Annotated in this window: 16 protein-coding genes and 1 pseudogene; 6 read left to right on the plus strand and 11 right to left on the minus strand. The window is 67.9% G+C overall.

Annotation, left to right across the window (positions count from 1 at the left end; all coding sequences use genetic code 11):
* Positions 1 to 5 precede the first annotated feature (5 nt).
* Positions 6 to 941, plus strand: coding sequence for a substrate-binding periplasmic protein (locus tag ITP53_RS00540; RefSeq protein ID WP_195893247.1), 936 nt, complete (start codon positions 6 to 8; stop codon positions 939 to 941).
* A 334-nt stretch (positions 942 to 1,275) separates the two neighbouring features.
* Positions 1,276 to 1,410 (plus strand): hypothetical protein, encoded by a 135-nt coding sequence (locus ITP53_RS58890; protein ID WP_268960861.1) that lies wholly within the window; start codon positions 1,276 to 1,278, stop codon positions 1,408 to 1,410.
* Between the two features lie 603 nt (positions 1,411 to 2,013).
* Here ITP53_RS58890 and ITP53_RS00545 read toward each other — a convergent pair.
* On the minus strand, positions 2,014 to 2,601 hold the full coding sequence (locus ITP53_RS00545; protein ID WP_195893248.1) for a hypothetical protein: 588 nt from the start codon (positions 2,599 to 2,601) through the stop codon (positions 2,014 to 2,016).
* On the opposite strand from ITP53_RS00545, the gene ITP53_RS00550 reads away from it, so the two are divergent.
* Positions 2,573 to 3,292: a hypothetical protein gene (locus tag ITP53_RS00550; protein ID WP_195893249.1), complete on the plus strand. Its 720-nt coding sequence runs from the start codon at positions 2,573 to 2,575 to the stop codon at positions 3,290 to 3,292. The two genes, ITP53_RS00545 and ITP53_RS00550, sit on opposite strands and share 29 nt — an antisense overlap.
* A gap of 122 nt (positions 3,293 to 3,414) precedes the next feature.
* Positions 3,415 to 3,564, plus strand: a complete 150-nt coding sequence (locus ITP53_RS00555; RefSeq protein ID WP_195893250.1) for a hypothetical protein — start codon at positions 3,415 to 3,417, stop codon at positions 3,562 to 3,564.
* 570 nt (positions 3,565 to 4,134) lie between these two features.
* Here the strand turns inward: ITP53_RS00555 and ITP53_RS00560 are convergent.
* Positions 4,135 to 4,431 (minus strand): annotated as a pseudogene (locus ITP53_RS00560) (integrase core domain-containing protein); the annotation flags it as partial.
* 489 nt (positions 4,432 to 4,920) lie between these two features.
* On the opposite strand from ITP53_RS00560, the gene ITP53_RS00565 reads away from it, so the two are divergent.
* Positions 4,921 to 5,847, plus strand: a complete 927-nt coding sequence (locus ITP53_RS00565) for a phosphotransferase (protein WP_195893252.1) — start codon at positions 4,921 to 4,923, stop codon at positions 5,845 to 5,847.
* Entirely contained in the window at positions 5,760 to 6,341 is a 582-nt protein-coding gene (locus ITP53_RS00570; RefSeq protein ID WP_236050217.1) for an aminotransferase class III-fold pyridoxal phosphate-dependent enzyme, read from the plus strand. The genes ITP53_RS00565 and ITP53_RS00570 overlap by 88 nt, the downstream gene beginning before the upstream one ends.
* A 40-nt stretch (positions 6,342 to 6,381) precedes the next feature.
* On the opposite strand, the gene ITP53_RS00575 is transcribed toward ITP53_RS00570, so the two are convergent.
* The 9 genes from ITP53_RS00575 to ITP53_RS00615 form a co-directional block, all read right to left on the minus strand.
* The gene (locus tag ITP53_RS00575; RefSeq protein WP_195893253.1) at positions 6,382 to 7,884 is read right to left on the minus strand and encodes a serine hydrolase domain-containing protein; all 1,503 of its coding nucleotides are present in this window, start codon (positions 7,882 to 7,884) and stop codon (positions 6,382 to 6,384) included.
* A gap of 271 nt (positions 7,885 to 8,155) precedes the next feature.
* The gene (locus tag ITP53_RS00580) at positions 8,156 to 8,986 is read right to left on the minus strand and encodes an alpha/beta hydrolase (protein ID WP_195893254.1); all 831 of its coding nucleotides are present in this window, start codon (positions 8,984 to 8,986) and stop codon (positions 8,156 to 8,158) included.
* A gap of 110 nt (positions 8,987 to 9,096) precedes the next feature.
* On the minus strand, positions 9,097 to 9,840 hold the full coding sequence (locus ITP53_RS00585; protein ID WP_195893255.1) for a cupin domain-containing protein: 744 nt from the start codon (positions 9,838 to 9,840) through the stop codon (positions 9,097 to 9,099).
* Entirely contained in the window at positions 9,837 to 11,213 is a 1,377-nt protein-coding gene (locus ITP53_RS00590) for an NAD-dependent succinate-semialdehyde dehydrogenase (RefSeq protein ID WP_195893256.1), read from the minus strand. The genes ITP53_RS00585 and ITP53_RS00590 overlap by 4 nt, the downstream gene beginning before the upstream one ends.
* Positions 11,214 to 11,253: 40 nt before the next feature.
* Positions 11,254 to 12,327, minus strand: a complete 1,074-nt coding sequence (locus ITP53_RS00595; protein WP_195893257.1) for an isocitrate/isopropylmalate dehydrogenase family protein — start codon at positions 12,325 to 12,327, stop codon at positions 11,254 to 11,256.
* Positions 12,328 to 12,568: 241 nt separating this feature from the next.
* Positions 12,569 to 13,402, minus strand: coding sequence for an ABC transporter ATP-binding protein (locus tag ITP53_RS00600; protein WP_195893258.1), 834 nt, complete (start codon positions 13,400 to 13,402; stop codon positions 12,569 to 12,571).
* Positions 13,399 to 14,226 (minus strand): ABC transporter ATP-binding protein, encoded by an 828-nt coding sequence (locus ITP53_RS00605; protein ID WP_207755368.1) that lies wholly within the window; start codon positions 14,224 to 14,226, stop codon positions 13,399 to 13,401. The genes ITP53_RS00600 and ITP53_RS00605 overlap by 4 nt, the downstream gene beginning before the upstream one ends.
* Positions 14,223 to 15,089 (minus strand): ABC transporter permease, encoded by an 867-nt coding sequence (locus ITP53_RS59960; RefSeq protein WP_195893259.1) that lies wholly within the window; start codon positions 15,087 to 15,089, stop codon positions 14,223 to 14,225. Before ITP53_RS59960 ends, ITP53_RS00605 begins: the two co-directional genes overlap by 4 nt.
* A complete protein-coding gene (locus tag ITP53_RS00615) occupies positions 15,086 to 16,039 on the minus strand; it encodes an ABC transporter permease (RefSeq protein WP_195893260.1) in 954 nt (317 codons plus the stop codon). The genes ITP53_RS59960 and ITP53_RS00615 overlap by 4 nt, the downstream gene beginning before the upstream one ends.

Raw genomic sequence — 16,039 nt, forward strand, 5'->3', positions numbered from 1 at the left:
TTGGAATGAAAGTTGGTGTTCTGGCGACAGCACTTCTAGTCGAGGCGGCGCTTCTATCGGCGCTGGCTGCCTGTGGGGGTAGCCCTCCGAAGCCTCAGCTTCCCTCACCCCTGAACGAAGGTATCGTTGCGGTCGGCGTCAAGCCATACCCGAGCTTTTTCGAGGACGTCAACGGCACCCATATCGGTTTCGAGGTGTCCGCCCGGAAAAAGATACTGAGTCATGCAGGCGCCCAGAAATCAATACCCACCCAGATATGGACGAACAACTGGGCGAGCCTGCTGGAAAAAGAACAAGTCCATCTTGTGATGGGGATGATTTCCGACAGCGACGACAGGGCAACACACTTCCGACTTGCCCGATCCTATCTCAGAACCGATATCGGGCTGCTCACCCTCGCTAACGCCGAGGAACTCAACGACGTCAGCGAGCTTGCCGGAAAGACCGTATGCACAGTAGAGGAAACCTCGGCGCACGCGACGATAGACAACCTGCAACAAAAAGGTTATTCAATCCACTCCGTCACCGCTCCCAGTCCGACCGCGTGCATCCAGAAGGTCAAGAACGGGGAAGCGTATGCATACAGCACTGACCGACTCATCCTGATGGGATTCTCCACCCACAATGACAGCATTGACGAGGGGACTCAAAAATCCTACTATCGAGTGCTCAACCTTAGCTTGGGGAGAGAGCAGCACATATCAATAGTGCTGAACAAGAAGGACAGCCAGGCGTGCCAGCGCCTGGTCGACGCAATCGGCAAATACGTCGAGAGCAACGACTGGCTCGCTGATCTGCGCCACGAAGTCATCGATGAGTATCTGGAGAGGGCACCCGGCGATCCCGATATGACCGATCAGCAGGTGCGGGATAGATTCGGGCCGACCGTGCGCGACGCCGAACGCTGCACTGATCCACCACCTCCGAATGCCGTGAATTGACACGGATGTAGAGGGGTCGGCGCTGTCGACTCCGATGTGCCTGCACTCGCAGTCGGGGCCCTATGTGTGCGTCCAAGGGCCCCGTCCGAGCGCTGGAAGCCAAGCTGACGCCCAGGCATGGCGTGCGCTTCGCCGAAACAACGACCTTCGTGAACGGCACCGAGGAGAGGCAGGCCCAGGAGCGGAAGGGGGCCTTCGAGTTCGACGAGAAGGGCGTCAAAGCCTTCGACGTCACGACGGTCCCACGCGCTTACGGGCGGCAACGGGTCATCGGGATCGGCAGATTGTGCGGTATTCAGTACTGCCAGATGGCGCTGCGACGGTGTCGTGTGGGGTGGACTTCGAGATCATCGATAGCCTCGACGGCGAGACGGCCATCGGTTGTGGCGTTGGCCCTCTGCCGGATGGCTGCGAGCCTGAGACGCAGGCGCTGGCGGGCCTGGCGCTCCTCGATGTCGGCCCACTCTGATACCGACCGGTCTCGAGGATCAGCTCTGGCCCAGGAGTAGACATCGACCTTGTGGCGGAGGGACATCGGGCGTGGCCGGTGACCGGCTCGCTGTGCCTGTCGCAGGCACCTGGCACTGTAATGGAGACCAACTATCGTCACCGATCGCCATGGGGTTCCCCTCAGGCAACCCCCGTCGAGAATCGGACGATCGATGTGATGAGCAGTGCGGGACATGAGGCTCCCTGAGTAGCACCGCCAGTATTTCCTGGCGCACTACTGGAAGCCGGTCGGTCCCGTTGATCGCTGTTGAGTCATGGCCGGACCATAGCATTGCGGGCGGCGAGGTAGGCGCTCCAGTCCCGTTTGGCATGTCGGCCCAGCGAACGGCGGTGTTGATGTGCAGGCCGAGGATGTTCAGCCAGGACCGGCGCGGGGATGTCCTCGACCAGGGCGATGAGGGCAGCGTCGCGGCGGCGATGATCTGCCGTTCACCGACCGCGGCTTCCTTGGTAAGACCGAGGACACCTCAACCGGCCTCGACTACCTGTCGGCCCGCTGATCGAACCGTCCCGGACAGTCAGCCGGGACGCGGTGTCCCGGCTGGTCGCCTCGGCCGCAGGCCTACGGAGTGGAGTGACCAGTGCTTCCCGGCATGGTGTCGTCGTCATCACTGGCCGGGTGTTCGCCGAGCCGCCTACGTCCGTGGTAGTCCGAGTCGGGGTCGTTCTCGGTCGGGACGAAACCACCGAACGGGGAGGCATCTGCGGGGTGGAAGCCGGGATCGCGTGGCTTGGAGTCGAAGAGCGACTCCAGGGGTCCAGGCGGGATGTAGGGCTCGAAGGGCGGAGTCCAGGCGGCGGTCCCATAAGGGTCCGTGCCGGAGCCATGCACGGGTGAACCGGTCCCGGGGTGCGGGTGGCCCGGCCCGTACGGTGCGCCGGGTGGGGCACTGTCCTGTTCGCCGAGGGCGGCGGCGGACTCGATGGCTTCGAGGAGTTGCCGCCTCCACGGGTTGGCCCCGTCAGGCTCGGCGGGGCCGTGGCGGGGGGCCGGAGTTGAGGGCATGGGTTCGACGTATCCGGCGGTGGCCAGGCGAGTCCGGCGGGACCTGGCTACGAGCACCGCGAGCACGGCCAGCAGGGCCACCACGACCACAACGGCCGAGGTGACCATCGTCGGGGTGGAGAAGCCCGTCTGCTGGGTGGACACTGCGGAGTTGAGGTGTGTGGGGACGGCGCTCGAAGCCGTGGTGCTGGACGCCGTCGGTGTGGCAGCGATGTCCTCCTCCCCTACGGCCTGCGCCGTGGGGGTCGGCGTGGGCGAGGACGAAGTGGCCGCCGCCGCTGCAGCGGAGGTGGCGGTCGGTTCGGCTTCGGTGGTGGCCGAAGCAGACGGTGACTCCGATGTCGTGGCGGTGTCCGTGGGGGAGGACGACTCGGACGCCGTGGCGGTGTCCGTGGGGGAGGACGACTCGGACGCCGTGGCGGTGTCCGTAGGCGATGGCGAGTCGGACGCCGTGGCGGTTTCTGTAGCCGATGGCGAGTCGGATGCCGTGGGGGTGGCTGAAGGTGACTCGGATGTGGCCGTGGGGGTGGCCGACGGGGACTCGGACGTGGTGGGTGTGGGGGTGGACGATGCCGGTTCCGACGTCGTGGGGGTCGGGGTGGATGACGGCGTCGCGGTGGTCGGTGTGTCCGAAGTGGGTTGCGGAGTAGCCGTGGTGGCAGGCCCGCCTGACGTTGAGGTGGGCGTGGCTGTTGGTGTGTCGGAGGTCGGTCGGGGGGTGCTCGTGGGTGTGTCGGAGGGCGGCGCGCTCTCGGACGGCGGTGTGTCCAAGGCATGGGTCGGCTCTGGCGCAGGACGGGTCGCCACGGGTGACGGGCCGGCACCCTCATGGTGAGAGCCGTCCTGATGGCTGATGCCGTCTCGGTCGGGCCCCGACGGGCTGGTCGGCTTCTCTGGAGAGCCCTGGCCCAACTCCTGAGAGTCCTGGCCCTTCCCGTGGGGGCTCTGGTGCTTCTCGTGAGTGTCCTGGCGGCCGTCTGTGTCGGTGCGCGGCCCACCATGAGGTCCACCCACCGGCGAGTCCGCATGGTCATCGTGCGCCTGCGGAGCGGTCGGGTCGTCCTGATGGAACGGCCGCTGGTGGTCAGGCCGCTGCTGCTGGCTTGAGTCTGCATCAGACCACCGCTGCTGGCCTGTGTCGGTGTCCCGCCAATGTTGCCGGCCCGAATCGGAGTCGGACCACCGCTGCTGACCATCGTGGTTGCCGGACTGCTCGTGCGGCGACCAGTCGCCGGGTCGGTCGTCGGTGATCTGCGCGTCGCTCTGAGCGTCGGTGGGCCGGTGGCCCGGCTGTTCCTGGGCGACGTGGGTGTCGGATTCTGCCGTGGAGGTTCGGCCGGCGGACTGTGCTTGGGGCCGGTTGGCGCCGGACTCTGCCCCGGTGGTCTGGTACCACGAGGCCAAGACGTAGGCCGCGTCGATGAACTTCTGGATATCTGGCGGCATGGAAGTGTGAGACCTCCCGGACGAGACCGGATTTACCCATGCAGACCCTGACAAAAGTGATGATGAAGGACTGATGAGGCTAAACCGGAAGCCTGTGGGTAGGGCGAGCGTACTCGGATGTTTCCGCAGGTCAAGTGCCCCTAAAGGGGTGACCAACGGCTCTGTCTGGAGTAAAGCCCAGGTCAGAGGCACTGTCGGAAATGTCATTCAACGCGAACTATGTAGAAAGATCTACCAAAAGTCCGTAGCTGTGCTCGTCGGCAGGCCGCCGGCCAGGTCGCCCAGGGCGGCGTGCGGCCGCTCGTGGTCGTAGTAGTTCACGAAGTCAGCGAGTGCGGCGCGGCGTTCGTGCTCGGAGGTGTAGTCGCGCACGTAGGCCCATTCCATGGTGAGTGTGCCGTTATAGCGTTCAACCTTTCCATTCGTCCGCGGTGTGTAGGGCCGGGTCCGCTTGTGCTTCGTGCCGGTCGCGGCGAGCGCGTCACCCCAGGTCCGGGAGCGATAGCAGGCACCGTTGTCTGTCAGGACGCACCTCGCGGCCGCCGTCCGCACGCGCAGTTCCCCGGGGGGGGCCTCGGGCTGCTCGGTCTGCGCGAGAGCCGGTGTCGGCGCTCGATCCGGCGAACCGGCCGCCGATGGGGCCGCACTCGGCAAGCGCGACTCGTCGAGGTCGAACGTGGTGAGCATGACGACCTTCGGCCCGCTGGGCGAGGCCGAGATACGCGCGGCGGGCTGGTGGACGGTGCACCAGCTCGGTGAGGCCGCCCCGCCGGTGCCCGTGGTGCTGAGTGCGGAGGTTATAGGCTATAGATTCGCTGGGGAAGGAGGAACTTCGAGCGAGAGGCGGACAGTAGCGCGCTGGACCGCTCTCTGCCCGTCATCGCCGCGAGGAGCACGGAACCCGGTCATCGTTGGTCAACGATGACCGCGGGGAGCCCCCCGCGCACATTGCGATTCACACGGTGAGCGGCTGCGACAGGCAAGCCTGACAGCCGCCGCGGAAAGGATGCCGCCATCATGACCACTGGAACGGCCGGTCCGGACGACTCCGGCACCGATGTCTTCGCGGAGCCGGCCCCGATGTTCTCGCTGGGCCATCTACGGGAAGTGGTACGCGAGCATTGGGAGCTGGAAACCCCGGATCCGCGTCCTCTCGACAGCGAGCGCGACCTCAACGTCCTCATCGACGGCAGGTTCGTCCTGAAGGTCTCCAACCCCGCCGAGAGCGCGGACGTTGTCGACATGGAGGTCAAGGGGCTCGCGCACGTATATGCCGCGGATCCAGGGTTGCCGATCCCGGCGACGGTCGCCTCGCCTTCCGGCGGGTCGATCGTGCACCTGCGTGACGACGCCGGCCGTGACTGCTTGGCCAGGCTGATCACGTTCCTCCCCGGCACCCCGGTCGAGAACAGGCCGCTCGACATCGGGCTCGCCGAGCAGATCGGTGCTACCGCGGCGCGCATGTCCGTCGCCCTGCAGGGTTTCTTCCACCCGGCGGCGGGCCGGACCCTGATGTGGGATATCAGGCGGATGCCCAGCGTGTTGGCCGATTCAGGCATCGAAGCCGGGCCGTTGCAGAAGCTCGCTGCCCGGGTGACCCCGGCATTGGAGGCGGCCGGCACGCTTCCATCCGGTGTCCAGCACGCCGACGTCACCCTCACCAACGTGCTGGCCGAGTCGGACACGGTCAGCGCCGTCATCGACTTCGGCGACATGCATCACACGGCTGCCGTCTGCGACCTCGCCGCCACCCTGACATCGGTGCTGCGCAAAGTGGGCGGCGACGACTACGGAGAGTACCTGACGAGTTCGCCGCCGGCCTCGTCGAGGGCGCCCATGCAGCCGACACCCTGTACCTGGCGGACGAGGTGCAGTCGGGATACGGCCGGAGCGGTCCGAAGCTTTGGCGCTTCGCGCTCGCCGGTATCACGCCGGACATCGTGACCCTGGGCAAACCGATGGGAGCCGGCTACCCGATCGGCGCGGTCATCACCAGACGGGAGATCGCCGACGCGCTCGCCAGGCGGTACGAGTACTTCTCCACCTTCGCCGCGACGCCCGCCGCTGCGGCGGCGGGCCACGCCGTTCTCGACGTACTCCAGCTGACCGGCTTGCCCGAGCAGGCGGTCGAGGTCGGAGCACGGATGCATCGGCGGCTGCGCGACCTCGCCGCCGATGAGCCGCTGCTCGGCGAGGTTCGGGGCACCGGGCTCCTCACCGGCGTCGACGTGCTGCCCGCCGGCGGGGCCACCTCCAGGGAGGTGGCGCGTTCCCTGCTCGAACAGCTGGTCACGCACGGCGTACTCGCGGGCTTGACCGGCCCGCGTGGTGACGTGCTGAAGATACGTCCGCCCCTGGTGTGGCAGCCGGGCCACGTCGATCTGTTCATCGACGGGCTCCACCGGTCCCTGTCCGAGCTACGAACCGGGCGAGCCTGACACAAGCCGCCTGGCAGCCCGCGAGATCAGGAGGACACCGTCACCGGCTCGTCCGCCGGATCCCGCGGACGGCCGGAAGTGCGGTCGGGCCGGAATTGACGTTGACCTCGTGCTCCACGGTGACGCCGTCCACGTCGAAGCGGAGCACGAGCCGGTCGATGAACGGCGCTTCGAGGAAGTGCCACGTCAGGCACAGGACGTCTCCCACGGCGTCGTGGCCGGGCCGGGCGGCCCATTGGGCGGCGGCCAGGATGGGAGCGCAGGCGTCCTGATAGGAGTGATGGAGCCGCCACACGCTCACGCCGGTGCGCTGCCGCACCCAGTCGCCGATTCCGTGTTCGATCGGATGGCGGCCGCGCTCGTCCTCGAGGACGAGCAGCACGGAATCGGCCTGCACGTCGACCGACAGCGAACGCAGGCCGTGTTCGTTGGGTTCGAAGTCGTAGGCTTCCCGGAAGCCGGAACGGCACGCCGAGGCACGCAGCGGCTCAGGTTCACGGACGCGCAGCACCCATTGGCTGACCTCGTCATCCTCGTCCGCCTCGGACACCTGGTCCCGTGCTGTGCCGTCGAAGGCGTCACGGAACGTCTCCCGGATCATCTTCGGAAGGTCGTGATAGGTGTCGTCCCCCATGGCGCCGGTGACGACGACGACGCCGTCCTGCTCGGGGAAGATCATGCACTCCTGGCCGAAGATGCCGGAGGCGTTGTAGATCCCGTCCTCGGTCGTCCAGAACTGGTAGCCGTATCCGGAGTCCGCGACGGCGTCCGGAGCGGGGGGCACGAGTTCCTGACCGTTCCACGCACCGCTGAGGGCACTGCGGACATGCGGGGTGGACGCTTTCTGCGGCCACCCGTTCGGAAGGATCCGCCGCCCCTGCCACACGCCGTCCTGGAGGTAGAGGACGCCGAAGGAGAGCAGATCGCGGGGCCGCATCGACAGGCCGTTGCCGCCGCTGGCCACGCCTTCGGGATCCCGCTCCCAGTCGAAGTCCGTGATGCCCAGCGGCTCGAACAGGCGCGGGCGCAGATACTCGTCGACGGGCTGACCGGACACGCGCTGCACGATCGCCGAGAGCACATGGCTCGTCGTGCTGCTGTACATGAAACGGCGGCCCGGCAGCTCGGCCACCGGCTCCTCGAGGAACTCCTCGATCCAGCCGGTCCGGCGTAGGCGGGTCGTCGCGCCCGACAGCCCGCGACCGTGCCCGGTCCGCATGGTCAACAGGTCCCGGACTCGCATCCGGCTCAGATTCTCGCTCGGTACGGCGGGCAGCCGCCCGTCGAAGAAGCTCACCACGGGATCGTCGAGCCCGAGCAGCCCTTCGGCCTCGGCGAAGCCGACGGCCGTGCCGGTGAAGCTCTTGGTGGCCGAGTGAAGCTTGTGCTTGAGATCCGGTTCGTGCGGCCACTGCCACAGGTCGAGCATCGTCCGTCCGCGCCAGTGCACGAGGAGGGAGTGCAGCCTCATATCCCTCTTCGCCAGCTCCTGCAGGAAGGCGCGTACCGGGCGCAGGTCAATGGTCGCGCGGTCGCTGGCCATGATCACCGTTCTTTCGTGGGCAGGCCGGAAGCCGGCCGATCTTGTGTGGTCCGAGCGGGCATGGGGATCGCGCCCAGGCCGTGGCGGGTCCGGCCGTACGGGCAGGTCGCGTTGTGGCGCTGGGAAGCGGAAGGCCGGGGTCGGCGCCGGTTCACCCGAGGGCGACGGGTGCGGTGGTCCTTCCTCGTGATGACCCCGCGATCCGGGTGCGGCATCGGCGTGCAGGGCCGGGCTCCCGCGTCAGCCGGGGCGGCTGACGCGGGAGCGGGTTTTACCGCTGGTTCAGTAATTCCGCCATGAACTCCTGGACCACGGGGATCACCGCACTGCCCTTGTGCGCGACGCCGGGGACGACATCGAAGCGCACCTCGATTCCGTGCTCGTCGAAGTTGGCGCGCAGACACTCCAGCCGCTCGATCCGGGTGCGGCCGGTCTTCTCCACGCCGTCCATCCAGTTGGGGCCGCCGACGTTGTTGATCTCCCAGGTCTCGACGTCGTCACCGCCGACGACCATCTGCACCGGCACCTTCCGCATGGCATCGAGGTCGACCTCGATGCCGAAGCGCTCCTTGAAACCCCCCGTACCGAGCCACCAGGGCAGCGAGTCGTCGACCTGGGTGATCCGGCCCGGCGCGCCGATCGACACGCCGGCCAGCCGGTCGGGATGGGCGTAGAAGAAGCGGTGCGCGAACTGCCCGCCACCGGAGAAACCGTGCAGGTAGAACGTCGCGGTCTCCGTGTTGAACTGTTCGCCGGCCTCGTCGACGATGTACAGCAGCTCCTCGTCGAAACGGATCCCTTCGTACTCAAGGAACTTGAAGCTGTGCAGCTCCCGCGGCTCCACCAGCCCCGCGGGGAACAGCGGGGTGAGAATGACGCAGCGGTGCTTGATCGCGAAGTCCTTCCACCGGTCGCGGTAGAGCTCCGCCGACCGGCCGGTGCCGTGCTGGATGACGACGAGCGGCAACGGGGCCGCCTCCGCCGTGTGGTCCTTCGGCACGTACAAGGCGTACAGGATGCGCTGGTCGTGCTGCGAGGCGAAGAACGGGGTCCCGCCGACGAAATGGGCCCCCTGCGCATCGGGTTCAGTGGTGCTGGGCATGGGACGTGTACTCCTCGATCGTCGATGTGCTGGTGTGGACCGCCCGGTCCGGTGGTGAGCTCCTGGCCATGTCGCACCGTTCGCCACCATCGCGGTCAGAGTGGCGGCCGTCAGAAGGCGGTCAGTACGCGGCGGAAGTGCGCGACCTCCGGCAGGCCCGCGATCGTGTCGCCGATGAGTTCGCGCCATTGCCGGAAGCCGTCGGAGTTACGGAAGCCTGAGAGGTGGTCGTCGATCGAGTCCCAGCCGACGACGAGGCGATACTCCAGCGGATTCTCGTGGGAACGCTCCAGCTGGAACGTCCGTGCCCCCTTCGCCCGCTGGAACAGCGGCGCCGCGGCGGCGACCGCCGCCTCGAACTGCTCCTCCCGGCCCGGAAGCACGATGATCCGCGCGACCTCGTGCACCATGCCCGCAGATCCAGCCGATTCGACCGGCCCGCCCGGGTGCTCGGCGTCGACGCGGGAGTGTTCGCCCGAGGCGACGAGTGTCCTGGTCGCGTCGACGGATGCGTACGTCCAGAAGATTTTCATGGGTGCCGAGTCGGAGGCGTTCTCGAAGTGGTGGGGGATGTTGGCCGGCACGAAGGTGGTGTCGAAGGTTCGCAGCGGCGTCCGCACTCCGTCGATGTCGACGATGGCGTCGCCCTGGATGACGATCACGGATTCGGCGACGTTGTGGGTGTGGTGTGCGATCGCCGCGCCGGGTTCGAAACCGGTGATGCCGTTGAGGAAGGCCGTCGCGCCGCGCGCGCTGGTCACGAGCGGCACCGTGCGGGCTCCGGCTCCGCGGTCCTTGGCCGGAAGCTCGTCGGGGCGGAAAATCGAGGGCCGCTGGTGGATGCCGGCGCTCATGCCGTCACCTCCGGGCCGATCCAGACGGTTTTCACGTTGACGAACTCCCTGATGCCGTAGCCGCCGAGTTCGCGGCCGTAACCTGACTTCTTGATGCCGCCGAACGGCAGGCGGGGGTCGGACGCCACCATCGCGTTGACGAAGACGGCGCCTGCGTCGATGAGGGGTACGAGGCGCCGCGCCTCGTCGGGGTCCGAGGTCCACAGTGCCGCGCCGAGCCCGTACTCGGTCCGGTTGGCCAGCTCGACGGCCTCCGCGGCGTCGTTGACCCGGGTCACGCTCGCCACCGGGCCGAAGGTCTCCTCCGTGAACGCCGCCATCTCCGGGGTGACGTGGTCGAGGAGGGTGGGCGGGTAGAAGAAGCCGGGGCCGTCGACGAGACGGCCGCCCAGCAGAAGGGTGGCTCCCGCCGCCACGGTGCGCCGGACCTGGTCGTGCAGGACGTCGCGGAGATCCCCTCGCGCCAGCGGCCCGATCTGCGTGGCCTCGTCCGAGGGGTCGCCGAGGACGAGCGCGCCGGCCTTGCCGGCGACGAGTTCGACGAACGCGTCCGCGACCCGCTGGTCGACGATGAGGCGTTTGGCGTTGACGCAGCTCTGGCCGACGGTGTTGAACCGCGAACGCACCGCCGCCTGTGCGGCCTCCTCCAGGTCGGCGTCGGCGAGCACGATGAACGGGTCCGAGCCGCCCAGTTCCAGGACGTGCTTCTTCAGGTGGGCGCCGGCCTGCGCGGCCACGAGCGCACCCACCTCGGTGGAGCCGGTGACGGTGACGGCCGCGACCCGGTCGTCGGCGATGAGACCGGCCACCGCGGCCGGTTCGACCAGCAACGTCGAACAGAGTCCCTCCGGCGCGCCGGCCCGCCGCACGACCTCTTCGAGCGCCACCGCGCAGGCCGGCACGTTGCTCGCGTGCTTGAGGATGGCCCCGTTCCCCGCCGCCAACGCGGGTGCGAGGAAGCGGAAGAACTGCCAGAACGGATAGTTCCACGGCATGATCGCGAGCAGGACGCCCAGCGGTTCGAAGACGACCGTGCTCTCCGTCGCGCTGGACCGGATCGGCTCGGCCGCGAGGTACCGCTCGCTGTTCTCCGCGTAGTGGTCGAGCGTCCACGCCGACTTCTCGACCTCCGCACGTGCTTCCGCGATCGGTTTGCCCATCTCAAGAGTGATCAGCTGCGCGAAGCGCTCCACATCGGCTCGCAGTTCGCGGGCGATCGTACTCAGCAGCGGTAGCCGCTGCCCGATGGGTGTCGCGCGCCAGTTCCGCTGCGCCGCTACGGCGGCCGACAGGGCGGCCTCGATCTGCTGGGGAGAGTGCACGTCATATCGGGCGACTCGTTCCCCGGTCGCAGGGTTCAGAGACAGGGGCAATGCCTGATCCTTTCAAGGGTGCTGATCGAAGAAGACGACATCAGTTCCGGCTCTCGCCTCGCAGCCGCGCCACCACGTGACCGGCGAATTCGGCCGTGCCCAGGTGCCCGCCGAGGTCGCGGGTGCGGGATCCCGGTTCGTCGAGCACGCTCTCCACGGTCGACTCGATACCGGCTGCCGCCGCGACCAGGGCGTCGTTCCCGTCGCGGCGGCCCCGCCAGTCGAGCAGCATCGCCGCGGAGAGGATGAGTGATGTCGGGTTGGCGAGGCCCTTGCCCGCGATGTCCGGTGCGGACCCGTGTTGCGCCTGGGCGACCGCGATGTCGTGCCCGGCGTTGAGGGAGCCGCCGAGCCCGAGGCTGCCCGAGAGTTCGGCCGCCTCGTCGGACAGGATGTCGCCGAACATGTTGGTGGTCACTATCACGTCGAACTCGTCCGGCCGCCGGATCAGGGCGGCCGCGGCGGCGTCGACGATCAGCTCGTCGAGCCGGACGTCGGGAAACTCCGCTGCGACCTCGCGTACCACACGGAGGAACAGCCCGTCGGAGAGTTTCAGCACGTTGGCCTTGTGAACCGCCGTCACCTTGCCACGGCGCCGGCGGGCGAGCTCGAACGCCGAGTGGGCCACGCGTTCACAGCCCCGTGCGCTGATCTTCCTGATGCTGAAGGCGTTGTCGGCGTCCGGCATGAACTCACCGGTTCCCGCGTACATGTTGCGGTCGGAGTAGAAGCCCTCCGTGTTCTCCCGGACGATGACCAGGTTCATCGGCGCCCGCAGTACGCTCAGCTCTGCCCTGGACCGGCACGGGCGGATGTTGGCGAACAACTCGTACCGCACGCGAAGCTCGGCGGAGGGGTTGATCCCTCCCTCCTGCCGCGGCGGGTATTCGTAATGCGACACCGGGCCGAGGATCACGCCGCCGACCTGGGGTATCCGGTCCAGCACGGCCTGCGGAAGCGTCGTGCCCTCCCGGGCGAGACTGGCGAAGCCGATGTCCGCGGTCTCGAGTTCGAGGCCGAGGTCGTACGCATCGTCGGCCGCGTGGAGCACCTCCAGGGTCGGGGCGACGATCTCCGGGCCGATGCCGTCGCCGGGTAGTACGAGCACTTTCATGTGGTGACCAAGCCTCTTTCCGAATCTTCGTCCCGAGGGACGACGGCGCCCGGCGGTAACGCGCGGAGCAGCCAGTACAGTTCGCTCTGTGTGAAGTTCTTCGAGCGTCGGCACGCGCTCGTCGCAGTGTGCGATCACCCGCTGCCGCGAGCACATCGATCCCGCCGGTCACTCTCCGCTCGACCGGACCTGTGCACGGTCAGGACGGGGAGAGGTGACGACGCCGGTCGATCGTGCGTCGTCACCGCGTGCCCGCGAAGGCGGCCCGCAGTTCGGAGACACGCTCGGGGTGCCAGTCCGGCCCTGGCGCGGACGACAGCAGCATGTCGGTGTAGGGATGTCGCGGCCGGCGTAGCACCTCGGCCGTGGCACCGTGCTCGACGGCCTCTCCCTTGTACATCACCAGGATCTCGCCGGTCACCTCACCGACCACGGCGAGGTCGTGCGTGACGAAGACCAGGCTCACGCCGGTCTCGGCGCGGATCCTGTTGAGCAAGGTCAGGATCTGCGCCTGGACGGAGACGTCCAGAGCGGACACCGCCTCGTCGAGCACGAGCACCGCGGGATCCACCGCAAGCGCTTTTGCGATGGCGACCCGCTGCCGCTGCCCGCCGCTGAGCTGGTGGGGCCGGGAGCCGAGGTGCTTCTCGGAGAGCCCGACGTAGTCCATCAGCTCAGCGATCCGGGCCCGCACGGTCCCCTTTGCCGGATCGGGCATGTGCCAGCGCAGCACGTCACGGAGCGCCGTCTCGACACTCAGCCTGCGGTCCAGTGAACCGTAAGGATCTTGGAAGACCATCTGGACTTCCTTGGCCCGGCGCAGGCGTGCGGACCTGCCGTGGTCCTTCCGTTCCCGGGTACGGCCGTTGATCACGATCGTCCCCGAGTCGGGGTGGGCGAGACCCACCAGCATGCGGGCGACGGTGGTCTTGCCGGAACCCGACTCGCCGACCAGCCCGAGGGACTCGCCTTCGGCGAGGCTGAAGCTCACGTCCTTGGCCGCGACGACGTGGGCCGATCCGCGTCGTGCCGGATACGTCTTGGTCAGCCCGCTGACGCGCACCGCCTCGATCATGCGGACGCCTCCATGTCGTTCCGGGCCGCCTGACGCTCGGGGAGCCGCGGGACGGCCTCTGCCAGTGCCTTGGTGTACGGAGTCGTGGGGTTCACGAAGATCGTGGCGGCCTTCTGGTGCTCCACCACGGAACCGTCCTTCATCACGTAGACACGGTCGCAGTAGGCGGCCGCGAGCTGCAGGTCGTGGGTGATGAACAGGACACCCATCTCCCGCTCTCGCTGGAGCCGCCGGAGCAGGGCGAGCACCTCCGCTTGCGTGGTCACGTCCAGTGCGCTCGTCGCCTCGTCCGCGAGCAGCAGGCGCGGGCCGATGCTCAGCGCCGCGGCGATCACCACACGCTGGAGCATGCCGCCGGAGAGCTGATGCGGATAGGCGCGCAGCAGCCGGTCCGGGTTGTCCAGCCCGACCTCGCCGAACAACGACGTGATCTGCTCACGTGCCCGGGCCTTGGCGACACGGTGGACGTGCACGAGCCGCTCGGTGGCCGAGTCACCGATACGACGTACCGGGTTGAGCACGGCTCGAGGCTCTTGGAAGATCATGGCGGCAAGCTCCGAACGGACCTTTCGCACCACCGCCCGGTCGGCCGCGACCATGTCGTGTCCGAGGACCGAAATGCTCCCCTTCATGGACGCGTGATCTGGCACCAGCCGTAGTGCCGCTCTCGCTGTCGTCGACTTGCCGGAGCCGGACTCCCCGACCAGCCCCACCGTCTCGCCCTCGGAGACGTGGAGGGACACGCCATGCAGGATCTGCCGGGAGCCTTCGGGGGCAGGCACCGACAGGTTGAGGTCTTCGATCGTCAGCAGCACGCGTGTCACGTCCTCACGGCCAGCTTGTCGGAAAGGCGGACGCCGACGACGTTGGTCGCGACAACCACGACCGCGATCGTCAGGCCCGGGATGATGGCGGGTCCGAAGAAACCCTGGATCACGCCGGCGCGGCCCTCCTGGACCATCAGACCCCATTCGGAGCTGGGCGGCTGCGCCCCGAACCCGAGGAAGTTGAGCGAGGCCAGACTCATCAGCCCCTCCCCGAACAGCACCACGAGATAACCGACCAGCGTCGGCAGCAGGTTCGGCAGCACGTACCTGCCGATCAGCTGAAAGCCGCCGATCCCTTGCAGCCGATAGGCGTCGATGTACGGCCGAGCCAGCTCCTCGAGCGCGATCGCTCTGGTGAACTTCGCGATCACCGGTGCGAACGCCAGTCCCATGCCGATGATCGCCGGCGCGGACCCGCGATCGAACACCGCGATGATGAGCACCACGAACAGCAGCCCCGGGAAGGCGAACATGACGTCGGTGACCCGGGCGAGCACCGTGTCCACCCAGCCGCGCCACCAGGCGGCGACCACCCCGATGGCCACGCCCAGCACCGTCGCGAAGGCGAGCAGCGCGATGGCTCCGAGCAGGCTGGGCCGCGCACCGTGGATCACCCGGGACAGGACGTCCCTGCCGAGCTGGTCGGTGCCGAGCCAGTGCGCGGGGCCGGGAGGCGCCCAGATGATGGAGAAGTCCGTGGCGTCGGGAGCGTAGGGCGCGACGAGCGGCGCGAACACCGCCGCGGCGACGGCCACGCCCAGGATGGCGACGCAGACCCGGAAGGGCCATCGGGCGGCGCGCCGCCGGCCGCCGACCGGCGCAGACGTGGTGTGTGGCCTGCTGAGGCCGTCGATCGTCACGATCGGTCACTCCTTATCAGGGTGCGCGCGTCGAGCAGCGGGTAGACGACATCGACGAGGATCGTGACCACCATGTAGGCGAGCACCATGTAGAGCATGATCGCCTGCACCACGGCGAAGTCGTGCGTGTTGATGGATTCGACGAGCAGGCTGCCGACCCCGCTGAGCCCGAACACGCTCTCGATCACCGTGGTGCCGGCCAGCATCCCGGCGACGGTCAGCCCGCACATGGTGACGACCGGGCCGAGTGAGTTCCGCAGGACATGCCGGGACACGATCCTCCGGGTGTCCAGCCCGTAGCTGCGTGCCGCTTCGACGTGGTCGAGCGTCTGCTGCTCGACCATGGTCTGCCTGGTCACCCGACTGATGAGCGCGAGCGACCCGAGTGCCAGCGCGACGGCGGGCAGGGTCAGGTGGTACAGCCGCTCGGCGAAGCCGGCACCCTCGCCGGCCACGGGGAACCAGCGCAGCTGCACCGCGAACACCGACACCAGGCCGAGCGCCACCACGAAGTTGGGGACGGAGTTCACGAACGTGGTGCCCCCCGTGATGAACGAGTCGAGCTTCCCGCCCCTGCCCAGCGCCGAGAGGACGCCGAGCGAGACTCCGATGACGACGAACAGCACCGTGGCCATGCCCACCAGCGTCAATGTCACCGGCAGCCGCGTGGACAACAGCTCCGATACCGGCTGCTGGTAGTAGAACGATGTGCCGAGGTCGCCGTGGAGTACGCCCTGCGCCCACAGGGCATACTGCACGAACAGTGGCTGATCGAGGTGGTACTCGGCGCGCACCGCTGCGATCCGCTCCGGCGTGATGTTCTCGGGGTTGCCGATCAGGAACGTCACCGGATCACCCGGCGCCGCATAGATGGCCACGAAGATGACGAACGAACTGATGGCCAGGGTGAGAACCATGGCGCCGAGCCGCCGCAGTAGGAGCGCCGTCAT

This window comes from Nonomuraea cypriaca, assembly GCF_015645445.1.
GTDB lineage: Bacteria > Actinomycetota > Actinomycetes > Streptosporangiales > Streptosporangiaceae > Nonomuraea > Nonomuraea cypriaca.

What these genes read in the sequence shown, in the direction of transcription:
- ITP53_RS00540 (WP_195893247.1), top strand. Translation starts at nt 6, where the DNA reads ATGAAAGTTGGTGTTCTGGCGACAGCACTTCTAGTCGAGGCGGCGCTT.
- ITP53_RS00565 (WP_195893252.1), top strand. Translation starts at nt 4,921, where the DNA reads ATGACCACTGGAACGGCCGGTCCGGACGACTCCGGCACCGATGTCTTC.
- ITP53_RS00575 (WP_195893253.1), bottom strand. Translation starts at nt 7,884, where the DNA reads ATGGCCAGCGACCGCGCGACCATTGACCTGCGCCCGGTACGCGCCTTC.
- ITP53_RS00580 (WP_195893254.1), bottom strand. Translation starts at nt 8,986, where the DNA reads ATGCCCAGCACCACTGAACCCGATGCGCAGGGGGCCCATTTCGTCGGC.
- ITP53_RS00585 (WP_195893255.1), bottom strand. Translation starts at nt 9,840, where the DNA reads ATGAGCGCCGGCATCCACCAGCGGCCCTCGATTTTCCGCCCCGACGAG.
- ITP53_RS00595 (WP_195893257.1), bottom strand. Translation starts at nt 12,327, where the DNA reads ATGAAAGTGCTCGTACTACCCGGCGACGGCATCGGCCCGGAGATCGTC.
- ITP53_RS00600 (WP_195893258.1), bottom strand. Translation starts at nt 13,402, where the DNA reads ATGATCGAGGCGGTGCGCGTCAGCGGGCTGACCAAGACGTATCCGGCA.
- ITP53_RS00615 (WP_195893260.1), bottom strand. Translation starts at nt 16,039, where the DNA reads ATGACGGCGCTCCTACTGCGGCGGCTCGGCGCCATGGTTCTCACCCTG.